Source organism: Massilia sp. NBRC 108631 (genome assembly GCF_059704565.1).
Genome location: NZ_BAAKJE010000193.1, coordinates 1 through 20,758, shown reverse-complemented (window position 1 = coordinate 20,758; position 20,758 = coordinate 1). Strand labels below are relative to the sequence as shown.

The window sequence follows — 20,758 nt, the reverse complement described above, 5'->3', positions numbered from 1 at the left end:
CGCCGGCCCCGACCCCCGGCGGCGCTGGCCGCTCCCGCCGCGGGAGTGGCCAGCGCCGCATGCCGCATGCCGCCTGCCTCTCCCGCCGTTTGATTAACAGAACGGCACTCCCATTTCCGGCATAACCACAGTAAAATGCTTGAGCCTTTGGCAAATCCTGGCCGATGGGCCGCCAAGCCGACTCCTTTACTGATCGTTTTATGTCCAAAAGCTCGTTCCAAAAGCCCATCGAAATCAAGATTTCCACTGTAGTCGCTGTTTCCGCCATCCTGTACACCTCGGATGGCGTCGCACTCGACGCTGCGCTCAACGAAATGACCGGCGGCACGCCCGATTTCTTCGAGGGCGACCTGGCCGTGATCGACGTCGGCTCGCTGGCGCCCGGCTGCGAACGCATCGACTGGGCAAGCACTATTGCCCTCCTGAAAAAATACCGCTTGAACCCGGTGGCAGTCCGCAATGCCGCGCCGGACATGGTGGACGAGATCGTGGCCCACGGCCTGTCGCTGGACAGCGGCAAGCGCGACGAGCCGGCCCCGGCCAAGCCGCCCCGGCCGGCCAAGGTGGAAGCCCCGGTGCCGACCCCGACTGCGGCATCCGGCACCGCCGCGCCCACCCTGGCGCCCGGCAACGCCCCCGCCGGCACCATGATCATCGACACCCCGGTACGCGCCGGCCAGCGCATCTACGCGCGCGGCGGCGACCTGATCGTCACGGCCGTGGTCAACAACGGCGCCGAGATCATTGCCGACGGCAGCATACATGTTTACAACACCCTCAACGGCCGCGCGCTGGCGGGCGCTTCCGGCAATGCCGAGGCGCGCATCTTCGCTATGTCGATGTCGCCGGAGTTGGTGTCGATTGCCGGCGTGTACAGCACTTTTGAAGACGGTTTCCCCGCCGAGCACGCACGCAAGCCGACACAAATCAGCCTGGTGGGGGACCGAATCGATATACTATCTGTCAATTCACCTACTCGCGCTTAAAGCATCAGCTTTGTAAAGGACTCTTTCGTGGCAAGAATTATCGTTGTAACGTCCGGTAAGGGCGGTGTCGGCAAGACCACTTCCAGCGCCAGCTTCTCTTCCGGCCTGGCCCTGCGCGGACACAAAACCGTGGTGATCGACTTCGACGTCGGCCTGCGTAACCTGGACCTGATCATGGGCTGCGAACGCCGCGTGGTGTACGACCTGATCAACGTCATCAACAAAGAAGCGTCGCTGACCCAGGCGCTGATCAAGGACAAGCACTGCGACAACCTGTTCATCCTGCCCGCTTCGCAGACGCGCGACAAGGACGCGCTGTCGGAAGAAGGCGTGGAAGCGGTACTGCACGAGCTGATCAACATGGGCTTCGAATACATCATCTGCGATTCGCCGGCCGGCATCGAGCACGGCGCGCTGATGGCGCTGACCTTCGCCGACGAGGCGCTGGTGGTGACCAATCCGGAGGTGTCGTCGGTGCGCGACTCGGACCGCATCCTCGGCATCATCCAGGCCAAGTCGCGCCGCGCGCAATCGGGCGGCGAGCCGGTCAAGGAACACCTGCTGATCACCCGCTACTCGCCCAAGCGCGTGGAAGCGGACGAAATGCTGTCTTACCAGGACGTGCAGGAAATCCTGCGCATTCCGCTGATCGGCATCATTCCGGAATCGGAATCGGTGCTGCACGCGTCGAACCAGGGGAATCCGGCCATCCATTTCAAGGGCACCGACGTGGCCGACGCCTACGAAGATGTGGTGTCGCGCTTCCTTGGCCAGGACCTGCCGCTGCGCTTTACGACCTACGAAAAGCCCGGCCTGCTGCAGCGTATTTTCGGAGGGAAGTGATATGGCCCTGCTGTCCTTCCTGTTCCCGTCCAAGCCCAAGACGGCCACTGCCGCCAAGGAACGCTTGCAAATCATCATCGCGCGCGAACGCAATGGCCGCGCCGGTCCGGATTTCCTGCCCGCCCTGCATAAGGAACTGATCGAAGTGATCTCCAAGTACACCAAGGTGAACGCGGACGACATCAAGATTTCGCTGGACCGCCAGGGCAACCTGGAGGTGCTGGATGTGAACGTGGTGCTGCCGGACGCGTAATAATCCAGCGCAAATTCAGAGAGGCGCGGCCTGCTGCTGCGCCAGCATCACTTCCTGCGCCACCTTGGCGCAGGCTTCCACGTGCTGGTAGCCGATCTGGCGGAAGGCGAAAAAGCCGATCGCCGCCGCCGTGGCCTGGCCGGCCAGCGGCACGAAACGGGTCGCCTGCCTGGCGATCAAACCGGCGCCGGCCCGCTGCAGCAGCCGCAGCACCACTTCCCTGGTCACGTACTTGCCCACCATGGTGCCGCCCACGTTGACGGCCGCCTGGTAGGCCAGCAGCCGGAAACGCGGCTGCAAACGCCCCACCTGTTCCGGCGTCAGGCCGAACTCACGGTTGACGTCCTCGATCAGCTCGGAAAACAGGCGCAGGTCGGACACCACGTCCAGGCCCGGGATCGGTACCGCCGAGATCCCGGCCGACACCGCCGCGCGCCGCTGCACCAGGCGCCGGCAGCGCGCGCGCACTTCTTCCAGCTCCCGGTCGGAGGCTGGAATCAATGTCCATTTGGCATCTTTTTTCGTAAACATAGTGACTTTTCGTGTTACGCAATTGTACCAAAGGACATTGAAAAGCCCGTTTTTACCGTGTACCGTGTAATCATACGACGAGTTTGCATAAGAACATCAGTGATTCCTATTGGAAAAATCCCGTGGAAATCATCAATTTATGAAGTAATTAACACTCTGTCGCAAAAGCATGACTATAATTTAACTAACGGCAGCTGCACTGCCGGCTTCGACCCGCCCTATCATCATGAGAATCGTAGTTCTAGACAATGACCGTAGCCAAGCCGACGTGATCTGCCAGGTGCTGACCTCGGCCGGTCATATCTGCCATGGCTTCCAGACCGGCAAGGACCTGCTCGGCCACTTGCGCAAGGACAGCTACGATATGCTGATCCTGGACTGGCAGGTGGCCGACATGGGCGGCGCCGAAGTGGTGCGCCGCGCCCGCGAAAAAATGCCGGAACAGGCACCCGTGCTGTTCCTCACCACCGCCTCCGGCGAGGATGACATCGTGGCCGGCCTGGCCGCCGGCAGCGACGACTATATGATCAAGCCGCTGCGCCGCAGCGAACTGGTGGCGCGCGTGCAAGCGCTGCTGCGCCGCGCCTATCCCACCCAGAACGGCGCCGAACAGCTGCAATTCGGCCAGTACGTCTTCGAAACCCGTCCGGGCCGCCTGCTGATGGACGGCGCCGTGCTGGACGTGACGCACAAGGAGTTCTACCTGGCGCTGCTGTTTTTCCGCAACATCGGCCGGCCGCTGTCGCGCGCCTACATCCACGAGGCGGTCTGGATACGGGAAACCGCCGTACCGTCGCGCACCATGGACACCCACGTCTCGCGGGTGCGCAACAAGCTGCAGCTGAAGCCGGAAAACGGCTTCCGCCTGGTGCCGGTGTACAGCTACGGTTACCGCCTGGAAAAGCTCGGCGCCTAATGCCGCCGGCCGCCGCATAGGGGCTATACGGCCCGGGCTGCCGGTCAGGCTGGACACATCACGGTATAATGACCGGTAACGTTCCTATCCCGTCCGCACACTGTCTAAAATGCAACTGCTTGCCGTCGGCCTCAACCACACCACCGCTCCAGTGTCGCTGCGCGAACAACTGGCGTTCGCCCCTGAGCAATTGGGCCAGGCGGTGACGGCTGCGCGCGCGTGGTTCGAGCGCATCGACCCGGTGGGCAGCGACGAAGCAGCCATCCTGTCCACCTGCAACCGCACCGAGCTGTACGCGGCCAGCCACGTGGCCAATCCGCTCGACGCGGGCGGCCACTTCCTGGCCGACTTCCACCAGCTCAATTACAGCGAACTGCGGCCGCATCTGTACATGCTGCCCCAGCACCAGGCGGTGCGCCACACCTTCCGCGTGGCCTCCGGGCTGGACTCGATGGTGCTGGGCGAAACCCAGATCCTGGGCCAGATCAAGGACGCCATCCGCACCGCCGAAGAAGCCGGCGGCCTGGGCACCTATCTGCACCAGCTGTTCCAGCGCAGCTTCTCGGTGGCCAAGGAAGTGCGCAGCACCACCGAGATCGGCGCCCACAGCGTGTCCATGGCGGCCGCCGCCGTGCGCCTGTCGCAGCGCATCTTCGACAAGATCTCCGAGCAGAACGTGCTGTTCATCGGCGCCGGCGAAATGATCGAGCTGTGCGCCACGCACTTTGCGGCGCAGAATCCGAAAAGCATCACCATCGCCAACCGCACCATGGAGCGCGGCGAGCAGCTGGCGCACCGCTTCGGCGCCAAGGCCATGCGCCTGGCCGACCTGCAGGACCGCCTGCAGCACTACGACATCGTGATTTCCTGCACCGCCTCCTCGCTGCCGCTGATCGGCCTGGGCATGGTGGAGCGGGCCATCAAGGCGCGCCGCCACAAACCCATGTTCATGGTCGACCTGGCCGTGCCGCGCGACATCGAGCCCGAAGTGGGCCGCTTGAGCGACGTGTTCCTGTACACCGTGGACGACCTCGGCAAAGTAGTGCAAACCGGCATGGAAAACCGCCAGGCGGCGGTGGCGCAGGCCGAAGCCATCATTGAAACCCGGGTGCAGTCCTTCATGCACTGGGTGGACGACCGCGCCGTGGTGCCGGTGATCCAGACCCTGCAGGAAAGCGGCGAAGCGATGCGCCAGGCGGAACTGGAACGGGCGCGCAAGATGCTGGCCAAGGGCGAGGACATCGACGCGGTGCTGGAAGCCCTGTCCAAGGGCCTGACGGCCAAATTCATGCACGGGCCGCAGCAGGCGCTGCACCGGGCCCAGGGCGACGAGCGCGCCCAGCTGGCCACCCTGCTGCCCCAGATGTTCCGCGGCCGCCGTTAGCGCTGCCCGCACCCGGCGTCCGCGCCACCTTCCGTTTAGCCGGCGCCGTGCGCGCCACTCCATCCAATACCCGTATTAAAGAGCACCCATGAAACCATCGATGCTGGCCAAGCTGGACCAATTGGCAAACCGACTCGCCGAACTGGACGAACTGCTGATGTCCGAAGGCGCCACCGCCAACATGGACAGCTACCGCAAAATGACGCGCGAGCACGCCGAACTCGGCCCGCTGGTGGCGCTGTACAAGGAATACCAGGGCGCGCTGGGCGACATCGCCGAGGCGCAGGCCATGCTGGCCGATCCGGAAATGAAGGAATTCGCGCAGGAAGAAATCGAGGCGGGCAAAGAGCGCCTGGCCGCGCTGGAACTGGCGCTGCAGAAAATGCTGCTGCCCAAGGATGCCAACGACGAGCGCAACATCTTCCTGGAAATCCGCGCCGGCACCGGCGGCGACGAGTCGGCCCTGTTCGCCGGCGACCTGCTGCGCATGTACACCCGCTTCGCCGAGCGCAACCGCTGGCAGGTGGAGATGGTGTCCGAATCGCCGTCCGACCTGGGCGGCTACCGCGAGGTGATCGTGCGCCTGGTGGGCAACGGCGTGTACTCGAAACTGAAATTCGAGTCCGGCGGCCACCGCGTGCAGCGCGTGCCGGCCACCGAGACCCAGGGCCGCATCCACACCTCGGCCTGCACCGTGGCGGTGATGCCGGAAGCGGACGAAGTGGAGGACGTGCACATCAACCCGGCCGACCTGCGCATCGACACGTTCCGCGCCTCGGGCGCGGGCGGCCAGCACATCAACAAGACCGACTCGGCCGTGCGCCTGACCCACTTGCCCACCGGGATCGTGGTGGAGTGCCAGGACGACCGCTCGCAGCACAAGAACAAGGCGCAGGCGCTGAAGGTGCTGGCGGCGCGCATCAAGGACGTGCAGCTGCGCGAGCAGCAGTCGAAGGAGGCGGCCACCCGCAAGAGCCTGATCGGCTCGGGCGACCGCAGCGAACGCATCCGCACCTACAACTATCCGCAGGGCCGCATGACGGACCACCGCATCAACCTCACCTTGTACAAGCTGGACTTCATCATGGACGGCGACCTGGCTGAGCTGACCAACGCGCTGGCCGCCGAACACCAGGCCGAGCTGCTGGCCGCGCTGGGCGATTGATCGCGGATTGACCTTGATTAATTGAGGCTTAAGGCGCGGGCGCGCCGGTTTGTGCGAGAATTGGCCCGCCTATAATCTTTCCATTGTCATGATGAATCCACGTTCCCTGCTCCTGTCCATCGCCCTCGCCTGTTTCGGCCTGATCGGCGTCGCCCTGTATCTGCAGCACGTGGTGGATCTGCTGCCCTGCCCGCTGTGCGTGATCCAGCGCTACCTGTTCCTGCTGATCGGCTTCGCCTGCCTGGCCGGCTACTTCATGAAGCACACCGCCATCGGCACCGGCATCGGCCTGCTGGGCGCGCTGGGCGGCCTGGGCGTGGCCGGCAAGCACCTGTACGTGCTGGCACACCCCGGCTTGTCCTGCGGTATCGATCCGATGGAAACCATGCTCAACAAGATTCCCACCGCCACCTACCTGCCCTTCCTGTTCGAAGCGGACGGCCTGTGCGAGAACGCCACCGACGGCATCCTGGGCATGTCGATTCCGCAGTGGGCCTTCGTCTGGTTCGGCCTGTTTGCCGTGGCGCTGGGCTGGTCCCTGCTGCGCCGCCGGGCGCGATGATCGCAGCCGGCACCACCGTCGCCGCGCTGCAGGCGCAAACCGGCTACCCGGAACGCCTGGACCCGCTGGATAACCGCATCCTGGTCTGCCATGCGCTGGGCCTCACGCGCGTGGGCCTGATCACCCAGTCCGAACGCGTCATCACCGAAGACGAAGCGGCGCGCCTGTCCGCGCTGCTGCAGCGCCGCCTGGACGGCGAGCCGATCGCCTACATCGTCGGCCAGCGCGAATTCTTCGGCCTGCCGTTCAACGTCAGCCCGGCCGTGCTGATTCCGCGCCCGGACACCGAGCTGCTGGTGGAGCTGGCCATCGAGCGCCTGCCGCCGTCCGGCCGCGTGCTGGACATGGGCACCGGCAGCGGCGCCATCGCCGTGGCGCTGGCCCACGCCCGGCGCGACGCGGCCGTCACCGCGCTCGACGTCAGCCCAGCCGCGCTGGAGGTAGCGCGCGGCAACGCCGCCCTGAACCAGGCCGCCGTGCGCTTCCTGGAAAGCGACTGGTACAGCGCCGCCGCCGGCGAACGCTTCGACCTGATCGTCTCCAATCCCCCCTACATCGCCAGCGGCGACCGCCACCTGTCCGAGGGCGATTTGCGCTTCGAACCGAGCGGCGCGCTGACCGACCACGCGGACGGCCTGAGCGCGCTGCGCACCATCGCCGCCGGCGCCCCGCAGCATCTGGCGCCGGGCTGCTGGCTGCTGATGGAACACGGCTACGACCAGGCTGAGTCCGTGCGCGCCCTGCTGGCCGCGCAGGGGTACACTGAGGTGCAAAGCTGGCGCGACCTGGCGGGCATCGAACGCGTCACCGGCGGGGTCGTCGGCGCAGTTTGTTAATATAGCAATCCGAGCTTTTTGGACCATCTCCGACGCAGTTGGCGGATTTCGGTTAATCTCGCACCAATCTTAGTTGCTGCACCAGAAAGGAAGCTCAAATTGTCCAACCTATTGACGCGCCGCCTGGCCATCCTGGCCGATGAAAAGCACCGCGCGGTGCTGGGCGGCGGCTTGCGCGGCATTGAACGAGAAACCCTGCGCGTGGACCCCACCGGCCACCTGGCGGCAACCCCGCACCCGGCGGCCCTGGGCTCGGCGCTGACACATCCTGAAATCACCACCGATTACGCGGAAACCCTGCTGGAGTTCATCACCCCGGCCGAGCACGACATCGCCATCACGCTGGACAAGCTGGACGCCATCCACCGCTTCAGCTACACCAAGCTGGGCAGCGAAATGCTGTGGAGCCAATCCATGCCCTGCCAACTGCCGGCCGAGGAAGACATCGAGATCGCCTGGTACGGCAAATCCAATATGGGCATGCTCAAGCATGTGTACCGGCGCGGCCTGGCGCTGCGCTACGGCAAGGCCATGCAATGCATCGCGGGCATCCACTACAACTACTCGCTGGACGAGCGGCTGTGGCGCCTGCTGGACGAGAGCGAGAACACGGAACGCAAGCAGTCGGCCAAGGCCTATCAGTCGGAAAGCTACTTCGCCACCATCCGCAATTTCCGCCGCTACAGCTGGCTGCTGATGTACTTGTTCGGCGCCTCGCCGGCGCTGTCGTCGAGCTTCCTGCGCGGCCGTCCGCACAAGCTCGAGCAGCTGTCGGACGACACCCTCTACCTGCCCTACGCCACCAGCCTGCGCATGAGCGACCTGGGCTACCAGAACGACGCCCAGTCCGGCCTCAGCCCGCACGAGAACTGCCTGGACAGCTACGTCGCCACGCTCACCAAGGCGGTGAACCAGCCGTACGCGCCGTACGCCGAAATCGGCACCAAGAAGGACGGCGAATGGGTGCAGCTGTCCACCAATGTGATCCAGATCGAGAACGAGTACTACTCGACGATACGCCCCAAGCGCGTCATCCGCAGCGGCGAACGCCCGATCCAGGCGCTGTGCTCGCGCGGCGTGCAGTACATCGAAGTGCGCTGCATGGACGTGGACCCGTTCGAGCCGATCGGCATCAGCCTGCAAACCGGCCGCTTCCTGGACGCCTTCCTGCTGTTCTGCGCGCTGGAGGCAAGCCCGGTGATCTCCGAAGAGCAGGGCCGCATCTACACCGAAAATTTTGCGCGCACCGTCAAGGAAGGCCGCCGCCCGGGCCTGACCTTGCAAAACAACGGCGCCGAAGTGGCACTGCCGGTGTGGGGCCGCGAACTGCTGGAGCGCATCCGCCCGGTGGCCGAGTTGCTCGACCGCCAGCGCGGCGACAGCGCGCACGCCGATGCGATGGCGGTGCAAGCGGCCAAGCTGGATGATCCGGACCGCACGCCGTCGGCCCACGTGCTGCGCGAACTGCGCGCCAACGGCGGCTCCTTCGCCGCCTTCGGCCTGCGGCAGAGCGAGCGCCACGCGGCCTACTTCCGCAGCCATCCGCCCACCGCCGAGGAAAACGCCTACTTCGAAGCGCAGGCCGCCGCCTCGCTGGCGGAGCAAGCCGGGATGGAAGCGGCCAACACCGGCAGCTTCGACGATTTCGTGGCGGCCTACCGCAACAGCAATCTGTGCAAGAACGTCGGTTGAGCGCAGGCTAGCACCGTGCTCACCTTCTACAACGAGCAGCACGGCCAGCACCACGGGCGCTTTGAAATCTTCCGCGGCGAGATGGTGCCCTGCTTCGAGAAACCGGAGCGGGCCGACTCCGTGCTGGCCGAGCTGGGCCGGCGCGGCCTGGGCCAGATCGTCACGCCGCACGGCGTGCCGCTGATGACGCTGGAACGCGTGCACACGCCGCGCTACCTGCACTTCCTGCGCGGCGCCTGGAACGCATGGCTGGCGCTCGATCCGGCCAACGCCGGCAAGGACGCCTTCCCCGCCGTGTGGCCGGTGCGCTCGCTGCGCTCGGACGTTGAGCCCGACAATTTCTGCGCCAAGCTGGGCCTGTACTCGATGGACAGCGGCACGCCCATCACGGCCGGCACCTGGACCGCCGCCAAGACCGGCGCCGACTGCGCGGTCAACGCGGCGCATGCGCTGCGCCTGGGCGAGCGCAGCACTTTCGCCTTGACGCGCCCGCCGGGCCACCACGCCGGGGCCGATTTCTACGGCGGCTACTGCTTCCTGAACAACGCCGCCCTGGCGGCCCAGCACCTGCTCGACGACGGCGCGCGCAAGGTCGCCATCCTCGACATCGACTACCACCACGGCAACGGCACGCAGAGCATCTTCTACGACCGCAACGACGTGCTGTTCGTTTCCATCCACGCCGACCCGCGCCAGGAGTATCCGTTCTACCTCGGCCACGCCGACGAGACCGGCGCCGGGGCGGGACTGGGCTTCAACGTCAACCTGCCGCTGGCGCATGGCAGCAGCACGCAGGCGTGGTTCGCCGCGCTGGAGACGGCCTGTTTGCGCTTGCAGATGTACGCGCCGGAAGCGCTGGTGGTGTCGCTGGGCGTGGACACCTTCGCCGGCGATCCGCTGTCGCACTTCGCGCTGCAAAGCGCGGACTACCTGCGCATTGGCGAACGCCTGGCATGGCTGGGCGTGCCCACCGCCTTCGTGTTCGAAGGCGGCTACGCGGTCAAGGAACTGGGCGTGAACGTGGTCAACGTGCTGGAAGGGTACGAGACGGCCTTGTAGTTACTGCACGCCCTCGCGGCGGCGCAGCTCTTCCATGTAGTTGTAGATCGTGAAGCGCGATACCTGCAGCGCCGCAGCGGCGCGCTGCACGCCGCCCTTCACGATGAACAGGCCGCGCCGCTGCATCTCGCGCACCGCCTGGATTTTCTCCTCCTTGCTCATCTTCGCCAACTGTACCGCGTCGCCGATAATTTCCCGCATCAGCGCGTCCATCTGCGGTGCCGCCGTTGCCGGTACGAAGGGTTTGGCCTCCGCCTCGGCTTGCCGGAACGGCTGCAGCATCTGCCCCAGCCAGGCATGCGTGGCCTGGAACACCGACACGTCCGCATTCAGGCACAGGGTTGCGAAGGGCACGCCGCTGGCGTCACGGAAAATCGCCGAGGCCGATTTGAGCGTGCGGCCGTCCGCCGTCACCGTGGTGTAGTCGTCCACCACGCTGTGCACCGCGCCCCTGGTGGAGATCACCCGCGTGGCGGCGGCAAAGCCCTTGTCGCCGTGCGGCCCCTCCAGCACCGAGCTGCCGACGGCGCGCCCCGAGATGTGGCCGTTGGCGATAGCCACCACCGAGTTCTGCGGGCGGCTCACGTCGTGCAGCACCACTTCCAGGTGCGTGCCCGCCATGGCCGCCAGCATGGGCACCACGGGGCGCAGGGCATTGATGACGGCGTCCCGTTCGGCCTGGATTGCGGGGGAGGGTTTGATTTTCATGGCGCAGAGATTCAACAAAGTGTTGAAGTATTCTAACCGAACCATCATTTTCAACATAATGTTTACCGCGCGAGGCACACCCGTGCCTATAATTTCCGCATGAAACGCAGACACTACAAAAAACTTGCCAGCGCCATGGCCGTGGCGCTGCCAGGCCTGGCCTACAGTGCCGCCCCCGTGCCGCAATTGGGCTACTACAATGAAGGCAACCCCGCTTCGCGGCCGTTCACGCTGGCGGTGCGGGCGGGCGACTACATCCACCTGTCCGGCCAGATGGGCACCGACGCCAACGGCCTGGTGCCGGGCGGCTTCGAAGCCCAGGCGCGCAAGACGATGGACAATATCCAGGACATCCTCAAGGGCATGAACCTGAGCATGGACCACATCGTCAAATGCACGGTGATGATCGCGGACATGGGCAAGTGGGGCGACTTCAACAAGATCTACGTGGACTACTTTACACCCGGCCGTCTGCCGGCTCGCAGCGCCTTCGGCGTAAACGCCCTGGCGCTGGGCGGCCAGATCGAGGTTGAATGTCTGGCCTACGCGCCGCCGGCGCCGGCGCACAAGCGGGGCGCGCGGTGAAGGAAGCGGCCGGCACCCGCCGCGCTTTCCTTCAGCAGGCGGCTGCGCTCGGCTTTGGCGCCAGCCTGCCTTCATTGGCAGAAGCGGCCGCAACGGCCGATGCAGCCGATGCCCGCGTGCGCCGTCCCATCATCATCGACGCGCTGGGCGGCATCGACAACCCGAATCGCCCGCAAGCGGATCAGGACGCCCCGAACGCCATCGCCATCGATGCGCGTTCGCTGCAGGACGCCAGGACCGCAGGCCTGAGCGCCTTCAACATGACCATCGGCTTCGTGTTCGGCAAGCACGATCCATACGAACAAAGCGTGCGCGAAGTGGCGGCCTGGGACGCCTTCCTCCGGCGCAACGGCGCGCTGCTGAAAGTGCACGGCGCAGCCGACATCCGCCGCGCGCACGAGCAGGGCCGCACCGGCGTGATCCTCGGCTTCCAGAACGCCGCCATGATGGGCAAGGACGCGCGCCGCGTGGAGACCTTCGCCAACCTCGGCGTGCGCGTGATCCAGCTGACCTACAACGGCCCGAACCAGCTCGGCGACGGCGCCATGGCGCCGGAGAACCGCGGCCTGACGCCGTTCGGCCGCGAAGTGGTGCAGGCGCTGAACCGGCACCGCGTGCTGGTGGACCTGAGCCACAGCGGCGAGCGCATCTGCCTGGACGCCATCGCCGCCTCCAGCCAGCCGGTCGCCATCACGCACACCGGCTGCCGCGCCGTGGCCGACCTGCCGCGCAACAAGACCGACCGCGAACTGCGCATGGTGGCCGACAAGGGCGGTTTCGTCGGCATCTACTTCATGCCCTTCCTCGCCATCGGCCGGCAGCCCATGGCGGCCGACCTGGTGGCGCACCTGGAACACGCCATCAACGTGTGCGGCGAAGACCATGTGGGCATCGGCACGGACGGCAACGTCAGCGGCATCGACGACATGCCGGCCTACATGCGCGGGCTGGAAAAGGAAGTGGCGCAACGGCGCGCCAGCGGCATCGGCGCCACCGGCGAACGCGCCGACATCGTGACCTTCCTGCCCGACCTGCAAGGACCGGATAAGTTCTGGAAACTGGCGGACCTGCTGGCCAAACGCGGCCACAGCGCCAGCCGCATCGACAAAATCCTGGGCCTCAATTTCCTGCGCACCGCCGGCGGCGTGTGGGGCTGATCCACCTTTAGCAAAGCATCCATGCTCCACATCACCCGCATCCTCCGCAAGCCCGTCGCGGCTGCCATCGCCCTGCTGTGCGCAGGCGCCGCCCACGCCGCAGCCACGCAAACCATTTACCGGGGCGCCACGCTGATCGACGGCACCGCCGCCGCGCCGCGCGCCGGCATGGCGATTGTCGTGGAAGGCGAACGCATCAAAGCCATCCTCCCCTCAGCGCAGGTGCCGGCGGACAGCGGCGCCACCGAGTACGACGCGCAAGGCATGTACGTGCTGCCCGGCCTGATCGACTCGCATGTGCACTACGCCACCAACCCGAACCGGCCCTATGCCGAAGCGGAACTGAAGCGCAACCTGTACGGCGGCGTGACCGGCGTGCGCGACATGGCGGGCGATGCGCGCGAACTGGCTTCGCTGTCGCGCGATGCGCTGCTGAACCGCATCCCGTCGCCGGACATCTACTACTCGGCACTGGTGGCCGGCCCCAGCTTCTTCAAAGACCCGCGCACCGTCGCCGCCGCGCAAGGCACGGTGCCGGGACAGGTGCCCTGGCTGTACTCGGTGGACGACAAGACCGACATCGCGCTGGCCATCGCGCAAGCGCGCGGCACCGGCGCCGCCGGCCTGAAAATCTACGCCAACCTGCCGGGCCCGCTGGTGGCGAAGCTGATCAAGGAAGGCAAGCGCCAGGGCTTCCCGGTATGGACGCACCAGCAGGTCTATCCGTCCACGCCGTACGACACGCTGGGCGCCACCTCGGTGTCGCACGCGTGCATGGTGGCGCGCTACGTGCGCGAGGCCGGCAAGGCTGCCTATGGGCACAGCGGCGAGCCATCCTACGCGGGCCTGACGGCGGCCGATCCCGGCATCCGCAAATACATCGCGGCGCTGGCCAAATCCGGCTCGCTGCTGGACGCCACGCTAAGCGTGTACGCGCCCACGGGCACGCCGCGCTGCCGGATCGAACTGGCGGGCGACATCACCCGCGCCGCGCACCGGGCGGGCGTGAAGATCATCGCCGGCACCGACACCGACGGGCAAGGCGACGATCCCTACCCCATCCTGGACCGCGAGCTGGAACGGCTGGTGCAGTACGCGGGGCTGACGCCGAACGAAGCCATCATCGCCGCCACCGCCAACGCCGCCATCGCGGTCGGCAAGCAGCGCGACATCGGCACGCTGGAAGCGGGCAAGTTCGCCAACATGGTGTTCCTGAACAAAGACCCGCTGCAGGACATCGCCAACGTGCGCTCGGTGGTGCTGACCGTGAAACGCGGCCGGCAGTTCGCGCGCAGCGACTACCAGTTCACGCCCATTCCCGAACACAAGGACTGAGCGGGCCGCCGCCGCGCCGTCCTAGCGGTGCAGCTCGCCGGCGCGTTCCGGCTGGTACAGCACGTCCAGCACGGTGAGGTTGAAAGCGGCGCCGTCGGGACGGGTCCAGTCTATGCTGTCGCCGCAGGCCAGGCCGAGCAGCGCGTTGCCCACCGGCGTGAGCACCGAGATGCGCTCGTCGCCGGGCTGCATGTCCCTGGGATAGGCCAGCGTCAGCGTGAACTCCTCGGCGGGCCGGTCGAGCGCGAAGCGCACGCGCGAATTCATGGTGACGACGTCGGGCGGCATGTCCGCCGGCTCCAGCATGTCGGCGCGCGCCAGTTCTTCCAGCAGCGCATGCTGGGCGGCTGATTGCGCCGCAGGCAGCGAATCGATCAGCGCTTCAAGACGTTCCATGTCGATGGACGACACAACGATATTGGGTCTCATGATGTAACTCCACAAATGTCAGGAAAAAGGCAAGGCAGATGGAGAGCGGCCCGGAGGGAGGGAAGACGGTGTCTTCCCGGCGTTCCCGCCGGGCCTCAGGAAAGGCCGGCGAGATCGCGCGCGTGCGCGCGCCAGCCTTCGCCACAATGGGGCGAAACGGCGCAATACGGACGGTTACTCGGCAGGGTCATGAGGAATCAGGTGTCGGGACTGTGCCGAGTATAACCGCTTTACTCAGGAGTTGGCATGCACGGCCATGCCGCGCAGGCGGTCATGGCGCGCCTCAGATCTGCGCGATGCCGCCGTCGACGAACAGCTCGATGCCGTTGATGAAGGTGCTGTCGTCCGACGCCAGGAAGGTTACCGCCTTGGCCACTTCGGCAGGCTGGCCCAGGCGGCCGATCGGCACCAGCGTGGCCAGGTGGCCCAGCAGGCCGGATTGATGCTCTTCCGGCACCAGGCCGGCCAGGCCCGGGGTGTGCACCGGGCCGGGGCTGACGGCGTTGACGCGGATGTTGCGCGGTTTCAGGTCCAGCAGCCAGGTGCGGGCGAAGTTGCGCACGGCGGCCTTGCTGGCGCTGTAGACGCTGAAGTTTTCGGTGCCTTTCACCGAGGTGGTGGAGGCGGTCAGGATCACCGAGCTGCCGTCCTTCAGCAGGCGCAGCGCTTTTTGCACGGTGAACAGCGTGCCTTTAACGTTGGTGTCGAAGATGCGGTCGAAGTGCTCTTCGGTGACGGCGTCCAGCGGCATCATGTCGCCGCCGCCGGCGTTGGCGAACAACACGTCCAGGTGGCCGGAGCGCGCTTCGATGTCGGCGTAGATGCGGTCCAGGTCTTCCAGCCTGGCGACGTCGCCCTGGATGCCGTAGGCGGTGGCGCCGGTGGCGGTGATGGTGGCCACGGCGGCGTCCAGCTCGGCCTGGCGGCGGCCGGTGAGGTAGACGGTGGCGCCCTGCGCCGCGAAGTCCTGTGCCGAAGCCAGGCCGATGCCGGTGGTGCCGCCGGTGACCAGTGCGATTTTGCCTGCCAGTTTCAGTGCGTTGTTCATTTGATGCTCCTTCAAGAGAGTGAATGTGAATGACGACGGAAGTCACTTTACGCCCGCTCCATTGTTGAATAAAGTGTCAATAACAGAATGCTTTATTCCCTTCTGTGAATAATAAGGACAAACTATGGACCAGTTGCAAGCCATCCGGGCCTTCGCCCGCGTGGTGGAAGCGGGCAGCTTCACCAAGGCCGCCGATACGCTCGGCATGCCGAACGCCACGCTGACCAAGGCGGTGCAGGCGCTGGAGGCGCACCTGCGCATCAAGCTGCTGCAGCGCACTACGCGGCGGGTGTCGGTCACGCCCGAGGGCGCGCAGTATTACGAGAAAACGCAGCGGCTCTTGAAGGAGCTGGACGACGTCGACGCCAGCTTCAGCGCGGCGCAGTCGCGCCCGCGCGGCCACCTGCGGGTGGACCTGGGCAGCTCCACCGCCAGCCTGGTGCTGCTGCCGGCGCTGCCGGCCTTTCTGGCGCGCTATCCGGACATCCGCATCGACCTGGGCGTATCGGACAAGCACGTGAACCTGATCGGCGACAACGTCGACTGCGTGATTCGGGGCGGGGAATTGACGGACCTGTCGCTGATCGGGCGCCAGGTGGGCAGCACCTCCTGGGTCACCTGCGCCACGCCGGCCTACCTGCGCGACCACGGCACGCCACGGCATCCGGCGGAACTGGAACAGGGCCACGTGGTGGTGCATTACCTGTCCACCCGCACCGGCCGCGGCATGCCGCTCAATTTCGCCAAACAGGGGGAAAGGCTGGAGATCCTGGGCGAGCGCTCGGTGGGCGTCAACGAGAGCAACGCCCACGTGGCCGCCGGGCTGGCCGGCCTGGGCGTGATGCAGACCTTCCGCCACGCGGCCGCGCCGCACATCGCCAGCGGCGCGCTGGTGCCCATCCTGGACGACTGGCAGCCGGCCCGCTATCCGTTCTACGTGGTGTACCCGTCCAAGCGCTACGTGAGCAGCCGGCTGCGGGTCTTTATCGACTGGACGGCGGACTTGTTCGCAGCGCTGGAGTAAGCCCGGCGCGGTGCGGGCCGGCCTGCCGCAGCCGTCTGCCTGACGCGGGAGCCTACTGCGCGGAGAAGCGCCGGGCCAGGCCCTGCTCGCGAAAGGACTCGGTGACGACGTCGACGAAGGCGCGGGTCTTGGCAGGCAGCAGCTTATGGCTGGCGAAGTACAGCGAGACAGGGCCGGCGTCGGCGTACCAGTCCGGCAGCAGGCGCACCAGTTCGCCGCGCTCGATGTGCTCGACCACGTCGGCCAGCGCCAGCATGGCCACGCCCATGCCCATCAGCGCGGCGGCGCAGATCGCGTCGGGGTCGTTCACCAGCAGCACGGGCCGCAACTCGGCCGCCATCTCCATGCCTTTGCGGTTGCGCATTTCCCATACCCGCACCCGGCGCGTCTGCGGCGAACGCATGGCCACGCCGTCCAGGCCCGCCAGGTCGGCCGGGGTGCGCGGCAGCGGCGTGCCGGCGCGCCGCACGTAATCGGGCGAGGCCACCGCCACCACGTGCGCGCGCGCCAGTTCGCGCGCCACCACGCCCGGCGTGAGCTCGAAGCCGCCGCCGATGGCAACGTCGATGCGCTCGGCGATCAGGTCCACCTGGCGGTTGTCGAAACTGCAGTCCAGCGTGACGGCCGGGTAGCGCCGTGCGTAGGTCTGCAGCAGCGGCAGCAGGTGCAGGCGCCCGAAACGCGGCGGCATCGACAGGGTCAGCACGCCGGCCGGCTCGCCCTTGTTGGCGGTGGCTTCGGCGATGGCGCCCTGGATGCTGTCCAGGCCCCCGCTGACGGCCTGCAGGAAGCGCTCGCCCTCCTCCGTCAGCTTCAACCCGCGCGTACTGCGCTGGAACAGGCGCACGCCCAGGTTGCGCTCCAGCTGCGCCACGTTGCGGCTCACCGCCGCCGGCGTGAGCGCAAGCTGGCGCGCGGCCGCCGAGAAGCTGGCCGACTCCGCGCTGCGCACAAAGGACGCCAGGTTGGACAGGGTTTCCACGCTTCGCCTTTCAAGTATTCGTTGAAACTGATTATAGCCAGTCCCGACTACTGCTGTTGGCTGGCCGGAACCATACTGTGTCCGTCGTCCCCCACTTTTCACCTCAACGGAGCACACCATGACCAGCACCCTGAAACTGCAAGACAAAGTCGCCATCGTCACCGGCGCATCGCGCTCGATCGGCGCCGCCATCGCCAAGCGCCTGGCCGCCGACGGCGCCACCGTCGCCATCACCTACAACGCTTCGCCGGAGAAGGCGCAGGCGGTAGTGGCGTCGATCGAGGCGGCAGGCGGCCGCGCCATCGCCATCCAGGCCGACGCCGGCGCGCCGCAAGCGGTGCGCGAGGCGGTGGCGCAGGTTGCCGCCACATTCGGCAAGATCGACATCCTGGTCAACAACGCCGGCATCAGCGTGCTGGGCGCGCCGGAAGAGATCAAGTTCGAAGACTTCGAGCGCATCCTGGCCGTGAACGTCACCGGCGCCGTGGTGGCCACGCAGGAAGCGCTGCGCCACATGGGCCAGGGCGGCCGCATCATCCACATCGGCAGCTCGATGACCCAATACGCAGCCTTCCCGACCGCCGCGGCCTACACCTTGACCAAGGGCGCGCTGTCCGGCTACACGCGCGGCCTGGTGCGCGACCTGGGCCCGCGCGGCATCACCGTCAACGTTGTCCACCCCGGACCGACCGACAGCGACATGAATCCGGCCGACGGTCCGGTCGCCGACTTCGTCAAGCCTGGCATCGCAGTGGGCCGCTACGGCGTGGGCGACGACATCGCCGGCGCCGTGTCCTACCTGGCCAGCGCGGAAGCGTCCTTCGTCACCGGCCTGGAGATGCTGGTCGACGGCGGCTTCACCGCGTAATCCCCACTGGTTGAAAGGAGCATCATCATGAAAATCGGCATCATCGGCGCCGGTGAGATCGGCTCGGCCATCGCCCGCATCCTGACCCGTGCCGGCATCCCGGCCGCCATCGCCAACAGCCGCGGCCCCGCCTCGCTGGCCGCGTTGACCGACGAACTCGGCCCCACCTTGACCGCCGTCAGCGCCGCCGAGGCGGCACAGGCAGACCTGGTATTCCTGGCCGTCCCCTGGTCCAGGATCCCGGCGGCCGTGGCTGGCCTGGGTCCGTGGACCAAGCGCATCGTGGTCGACACCAGCAACCCGATCGAGGCGCCGCTGTTCCAGCCGGCTGATCTGAACGGCAAGGCGTCCAGCTCGGTGGTGCAGGACCTGGTGCCGGGGGCGCACGTGGTCAAGGCCTTCAACCACCTGCAACCGGGCCTGCTGGCCGCCAGTCCTGCCGCGCAGGGCGGCAAGCGGGTGCTGTTCGTTTCGGGCGACCACGCCGCCTCCAAGCACGCCGTGATGGCGCTGATCCAGCAGCTCGGCTTCGCCGGCATCGACCTGGGCACGCTGGATGGCGGCGGCCGCCTGGCGCAGTTCCCGGGCGGCCCGCTGCCCAGCCTGAACCTGGTGAAGTTCGGCTGACCGCGCGCGGTGCTTTAACTGCGGCTGCGGCTGCGGCGCACGCGCAACGCTTTTACCTGCGCAGGCGGCGCCAGCCCAGCACCACGCCGGTCAGGCTGAGCGCGGCGCCGAGCAGGCACAGTGACACCACCAGCACGTCCCACGCGGGGCGCGCGCGGACGGCGGCGGCAAAGTCCAGCTGGTGCAGGCCGTTGAACAGCCAGCGGTTCCATTTGCTGTTGCTGTCGGCGTACCCGGCCAGCTTGCCCTGCACCGGGTCGGCGTAGAAAGTGGTTGCGCCGGGATCGGCGAACTGCACGCGCAGCACGGGGAAGGCGGCCTGGCTGTGGTGGCTGTAGTAGTAGTGGTCGCCGGCGGTGAGCATGACGGCTTGCCGCACCGGTACGCCGGGCCGCACGGCCTGCACCGCGCGCAGCAGCGCGTCCGCTTTCAGCGCGCCCACCGCTTCGCCGCAGTGCGCGTCGAGCAGCTGGCGCCCGGAGCGTTCCAGCGCGGCCAGGTACAGGTGGCCGCCGACGCGCCGCCATTCGAGTTCCAGCACGCCGGGATAAGTGCGCACCGCGTCCGCCACGGCCACGGTGAGGTCGTCGCGCGCCAGCGGGCCGCCGGCGAAAGCCCGCTTGTCCTGCGCGGTGATGCCGGGCGAGGACAGCCAGCCGAACGGCGTGACGGAGAGCCAGCCGCTGAACAGCCAGGTAAGCGTGAGCGTGCCGAGGGTAAGGCCGAGCCAGTGGTGCCAGGCTTGCCAGCCCTTGTAGGGTGAGCGCGCGCCGCTGGCGTAGCGGCGGCGCAGGCGCAGGCGCTGGATGCCGAGCACCATGCCGGTCATGGCCAGCAACAGCGCCACGGCCGAGGTCCACATCACCACTTGCCGCCACGCTTCGCCATGCTTGCGCAGCGGCATGACGTAGACCCAGTGGATCACCGAACCGGCCCAGTTCCAGGCACGCTCGCTGCGCGTGGTGTCGCGCACCAGCTCACCGGTGCGGCCGGACACGTACAGCACGCTGCCGGCGGTGTCGCCCGCGTCCACGCGGTACAGCGGGCGATGCGCGGCCACGCGGCCGAAAGTCCACTGGTCCAATTCCATCTGCTGCACGGACGGCGAGGATGCGCCGCGCGCACCGGGCGCCATGGCTGGCGCGGCAGCGGCGATGGCCATGGCGTCCGTCATGCGCAGCAGGGCGCCGGTATCGGCCCATACCGAATGCAGGCCGCGCGCGGACTGGAAATGGTAGGCGGGCCGGCCGGCCACGGTGTTCAGGCGCACCGCATCCGGCATGCCGGGCTGCGTGTCTTGCTGCGCGATTGCTTGCCACGCATCCCAGGCGCTGAGCCGCACTTGCGCCGCGTCCAGCGGGGACTGCCAGGCCATGCGTTCCTGCTCGGTGAGCGCAGGGTAAGGCACGTACATCATGACAATGCCGGAGCCGAACCACAGCAGCACCAGCAGGCCGATGACGATGCCCAGCCAGCGGTGCCACAGGTGCAGCTGGCGCTTCCAGTTAACCATGGCCTGGCTGATCAGTAGCGCCACTGCACGGTCAGCTCGGCATGGCGGCGGTCGCCCAGCAAGTACTGGCTGTCGCTGTAGGACGTGCTGGCATACAGCTTGTCGCCCAGGTTGCGCAGGTTCAGCTGCACCAGCACGTTGCGGTTGACGTTCCAGCCCAGCGTGGCGTCCAGCACCGTGTAGGCAGGCAGCGCCTGGGTGTTGCCGTTGTCGATGTAGCGCTTGCCGACGTAGCGCGCGCCGGCGCCGGCGCGC

23 protein-coding genes are annotated in these 20,758 nt (G+C 66.9%); 16 read left to right on the top strand and 7 right to left on the bottom strand.

What is annotated here, in order from left to right; translation table 11 throughout:
- The first annotated feature begins 200 nt into the window (after window positions 1–200).
- The 3 genes from minC to minE are packed head-to-tail and all read left to right on the top strand — an operon-like array spanning window position 201 to window position 2,082.
- Window positions 201–986, top strand: a complete 786-nt coding sequence (gene minC / locus AC6H42_RS21255; RefSeq protein ID WP_057158717.1) for a septum site-determining protein MinC — start codon at window positions 201–203, stop codon at window positions 984–986.
- Window positions 987–1,013: 27 nt separating this feature from the next.
- A complete protein-coding gene (gene minD, locus AC6H42_RS21250) occupies window positions 1,014–1,829 on the top strand; it encodes a septum site-determining protein MinD (RefSeq protein ID WP_056400829.1) in 816 nt (271 codons plus the stop codon).
- A gap of 1 nt (window position 1,830) precedes the next feature.
- Entirely contained in the window at window positions 1,831–2,082 is a 252-nt protein-coding gene (gene minE, locus AC6H42_RS21245; protein ID WP_056400827.1) for a cell division topological specificity factor MinE, read from the top strand.
- 15 nt (window positions 2,083–2,097) lie between these two features.
- Here minE and AC6H42_RS21240 read toward each other — a convergent pair whose 3' ends face one another.
- Window positions 2,098–2,613 (bottom strand): hypothetical protein, encoded by a 516-nt coding sequence (locus tag AC6H42_RS21240; protein WP_057158565.1) that lies wholly within the window; start codon window positions 2,611–2,613, stop codon window positions 2,098–2,100.
- Between the two features lie 226 nt (window positions 2,614–2,839).
- Between AC6H42_RS21240 and AC6H42_RS21235 the strand changes: the two genes are divergently transcribed.
- The 7 genes from AC6H42_RS21235 (at window position 2,840) to AC6H42_RS21205 (ending at window position 10,227) form a co-directional block, all read left to right on the top strand.
- On the top strand, window positions 2,840–3,529 hold the full coding sequence (locus AC6H42_RS21235; protein ID WP_057158566.1) for a response regulator transcription factor: 690 nt from the start codon (window positions 2,840–2,842) through the stop codon (window positions 3,527–3,529).
- A gap of 109 nt (window positions 3,530–3,638) precedes the next feature.
- Window positions 3,639–4,913 carry a glutamyl-tRNA reductase gene (gene hemA, locus AC6H42_RS21230; RefSeq protein WP_057158567.1) on the top strand — a complete coding sequence of 425 codons (1,275 nt, stop codon included), beginning with the start codon at window positions 3,639–3,641 and terminating at the stop codon, window positions 4,911–4,913.
- A gap of 88 nt (window positions 4,914–5,001) precedes the next feature.
- Window positions 5,002–6,078 carry a peptide chain release factor 1 gene (prfA, locus tag AC6H42_RS21225; protein WP_057158568.1) on the top strand — a complete coding sequence of 359 codons (1,077 nt, stop codon included), beginning with the start codon at window positions 5,002–5,004 and terminating at the stop codon, window positions 6,076–6,078.
- Between the two features lie 88 nt (window positions 6,079–6,166).
- The gene (locus AC6H42_RS21220) at window positions 6,167–6,640 is read left to right on the top strand and encodes a disulfide bond formation protein B (RefSeq protein WP_057158569.1); all 474 of its coding nucleotides are present in this window, start codon (window positions 6,167–6,169) and stop codon (window positions 6,638–6,640) included.
- Window positions 6,637–7,476, top strand: a complete 840-nt coding sequence (prmC, locus tag AC6H42_RS21215; RefSeq protein ID WP_057158570.1) for a peptide chain release factor N(5)-glutamine methyltransferase — start codon at window positions 6,637–6,639, stop codon at window positions 7,474–7,476. The genes AC6H42_RS21220 and prmC overlap by 4 nt, the downstream gene beginning before the upstream one ends.
- Window positions 7,477–7,575: 99 nt before the next feature.
- Entirely contained in the window at window positions 7,576–9,168 is a 1,593-nt protein-coding gene (gene gshA / locus AC6H42_RS21210) for a glutamate--cysteine ligase (protein WP_057158571.1), read from the top strand.
- 15 nt (window positions 9,169–9,183) lie between these two features.
- Entirely contained in the window at window positions 9,184–10,227 is a 1,044-nt protein-coding gene (locus AC6H42_RS21205; RefSeq protein WP_497548886.1) for a histone deacetylase family protein, read from the top strand.
- On the opposite strand, the gene AC6H42_RS21200 is transcribed toward AC6H42_RS21205, so the two are convergent.
- Window positions 10,228–10,935, bottom strand: a complete 708-nt coding sequence (locus AC6H42_RS21200; RefSeq protein ID WP_057158573.1) for a helix-turn-helix transcriptional regulator — start codon at window positions 10,933–10,935, stop codon at window positions 10,228–10,230.
- Window positions 10,936–11,034: 99 nt separating this feature from the next.
- Here AC6H42_RS21200 and AC6H42_RS21195 point away from each other — a divergent pair, with 99 nt between their 5' ends.
- The 3 genes from AC6H42_RS21195 to AC6H42_RS21185 are packed head-to-tail and all read left to right on the top strand — an operon-like array spanning window position 11,035 to window position 14,012.
- On the top strand, window positions 11,035–11,520 hold the full coding sequence (locus tag AC6H42_RS21195; RefSeq protein WP_082552233.1) for a RidA family protein: 486 nt from the start codon (window positions 11,035–11,037) through the stop codon (window positions 11,518–11,520).
- A complete protein-coding gene (locus AC6H42_RS21190) occupies window positions 11,469–12,677 on the top strand; it encodes a dipeptidase (RefSeq protein WP_497548885.1) in 1,209 nt (402 codons plus the stop codon). The genes AC6H42_RS21195 and AC6H42_RS21190 overlap by 52 nt, the downstream gene beginning before the upstream one ends.
- A gap of 21 nt (window positions 12,678–12,698) precedes the next feature.
- Window positions 12,699–14,012, top strand: coding sequence for an amidohydrolase family protein (locus AC6H42_RS21185; RefSeq protein ID WP_497548884.1), 1,314 nt, complete (start codon window positions 12,699–12,701; stop codon window positions 14,010–14,012).
- Window positions 14,013–14,033: 21 nt separating this feature from the next.
- Here AC6H42_RS21185 and rnk read toward each other — a convergent pair whose 3' ends face one another.
- On the bottom strand, window positions 14,034–14,441 hold the full coding sequence (gene rnk / locus AC6H42_RS21180) for a nucleoside diphosphate kinase regulator (RefSeq protein ID WP_157201192.1): 408 nt from the start codon (window positions 14,439–14,441) through the stop codon (window positions 14,034–14,036).
- 283 nt (window positions 14,442–14,724) lie between these two features.
- Complete coding sequence (locus AC6H42_RS21175) at window positions 14,725–15,489, bottom strand: SDR family NAD(P)-dependent oxidoreductase (RefSeq protein WP_057158575.1); 765 nt, start codon at window positions 15,487–15,489, stop codon at window positions 14,725–14,727.
- A gap of 124 nt (window positions 15,490–15,613) precedes the next feature.
- Here AC6H42_RS21175 and AC6H42_RS21170 point away from each other — a divergent pair, with 124 nt between their 5' ends.
- On the top strand, window positions 15,614–16,513 hold the full coding sequence (locus tag AC6H42_RS21170) for a LysR family transcriptional regulator (RefSeq protein ID WP_497548883.1): 900 nt from the start codon (window positions 15,614–15,616) through the stop codon (window positions 16,511–16,513).
- A 52-nt stretch (window positions 16,514–16,565) separates the two neighbouring features.
- On the opposite strand, the gene AC6H42_RS21165 is transcribed toward AC6H42_RS21170, so the two are convergent.
- Window positions 16,566–17,495, bottom strand: a complete 930-nt coding sequence (locus AC6H42_RS21165; protein WP_057158577.1) for a LysR family transcriptional regulator — start codon at window positions 17,493–17,495, stop codon at window positions 16,566–16,568.
- 118 nt (window positions 17,496–17,613) lie between these two features.
- Here AC6H42_RS21165 and AC6H42_RS21160 point away from each other — a divergent pair, with 118 nt between their 5' ends.
- Together AC6H42_RS21160 and AC6H42_RS21155 are read left to right on the top strand one after the other, a co-directional pair.
- Window positions 17,614–18,363, top strand: a complete 750-nt coding sequence (locus tag AC6H42_RS21160; RefSeq protein ID WP_057158578.1) for a 3-oxoacyl-ACP reductase family protein — start codon at window positions 17,614–17,616, stop codon at window positions 18,361–18,363.
- A 27-nt stretch (window positions 18,364–18,390) separates the two neighbouring features.
- Window positions 18,391–18,990 (top strand): NADPH-dependent F420 reductase, encoded by a 600-nt coding sequence (locus tag AC6H42_RS21155; protein ID WP_057158579.1) that lies wholly within the window; start codon window positions 18,391–18,393, stop codon window positions 18,988–18,990.
- A 52-nt stretch (window positions 18,991–19,042) separates the two neighbouring features.
- Here the strand turns inward: AC6H42_RS21155 and AC6H42_RS21150 are convergent, their stop codons facing one another.
- Both AC6H42_RS21150 and AC6H42_RS21145 read right to left on the bottom strand, forming a co-directional pair.
- Window positions 19,043–20,503: a PepSY domain-containing protein gene (locus tag AC6H42_RS21150; RefSeq protein ID WP_057158725.1), complete on the bottom strand. Its 1,461-nt coding sequence runs from the start codon at window positions 20,501–20,503 to the stop codon at window positions 19,043–19,045.
- Between the two features lie 11 nt (window positions 20,504–20,514).
- The coding region (locus tag AC6H42_RS21145) for a TonB-dependent receptor domain-containing protein (protein ID WP_497548882.1) at window positions 20,515–20,758 on the bottom strand (244 nt) is incomplete at its 5' end.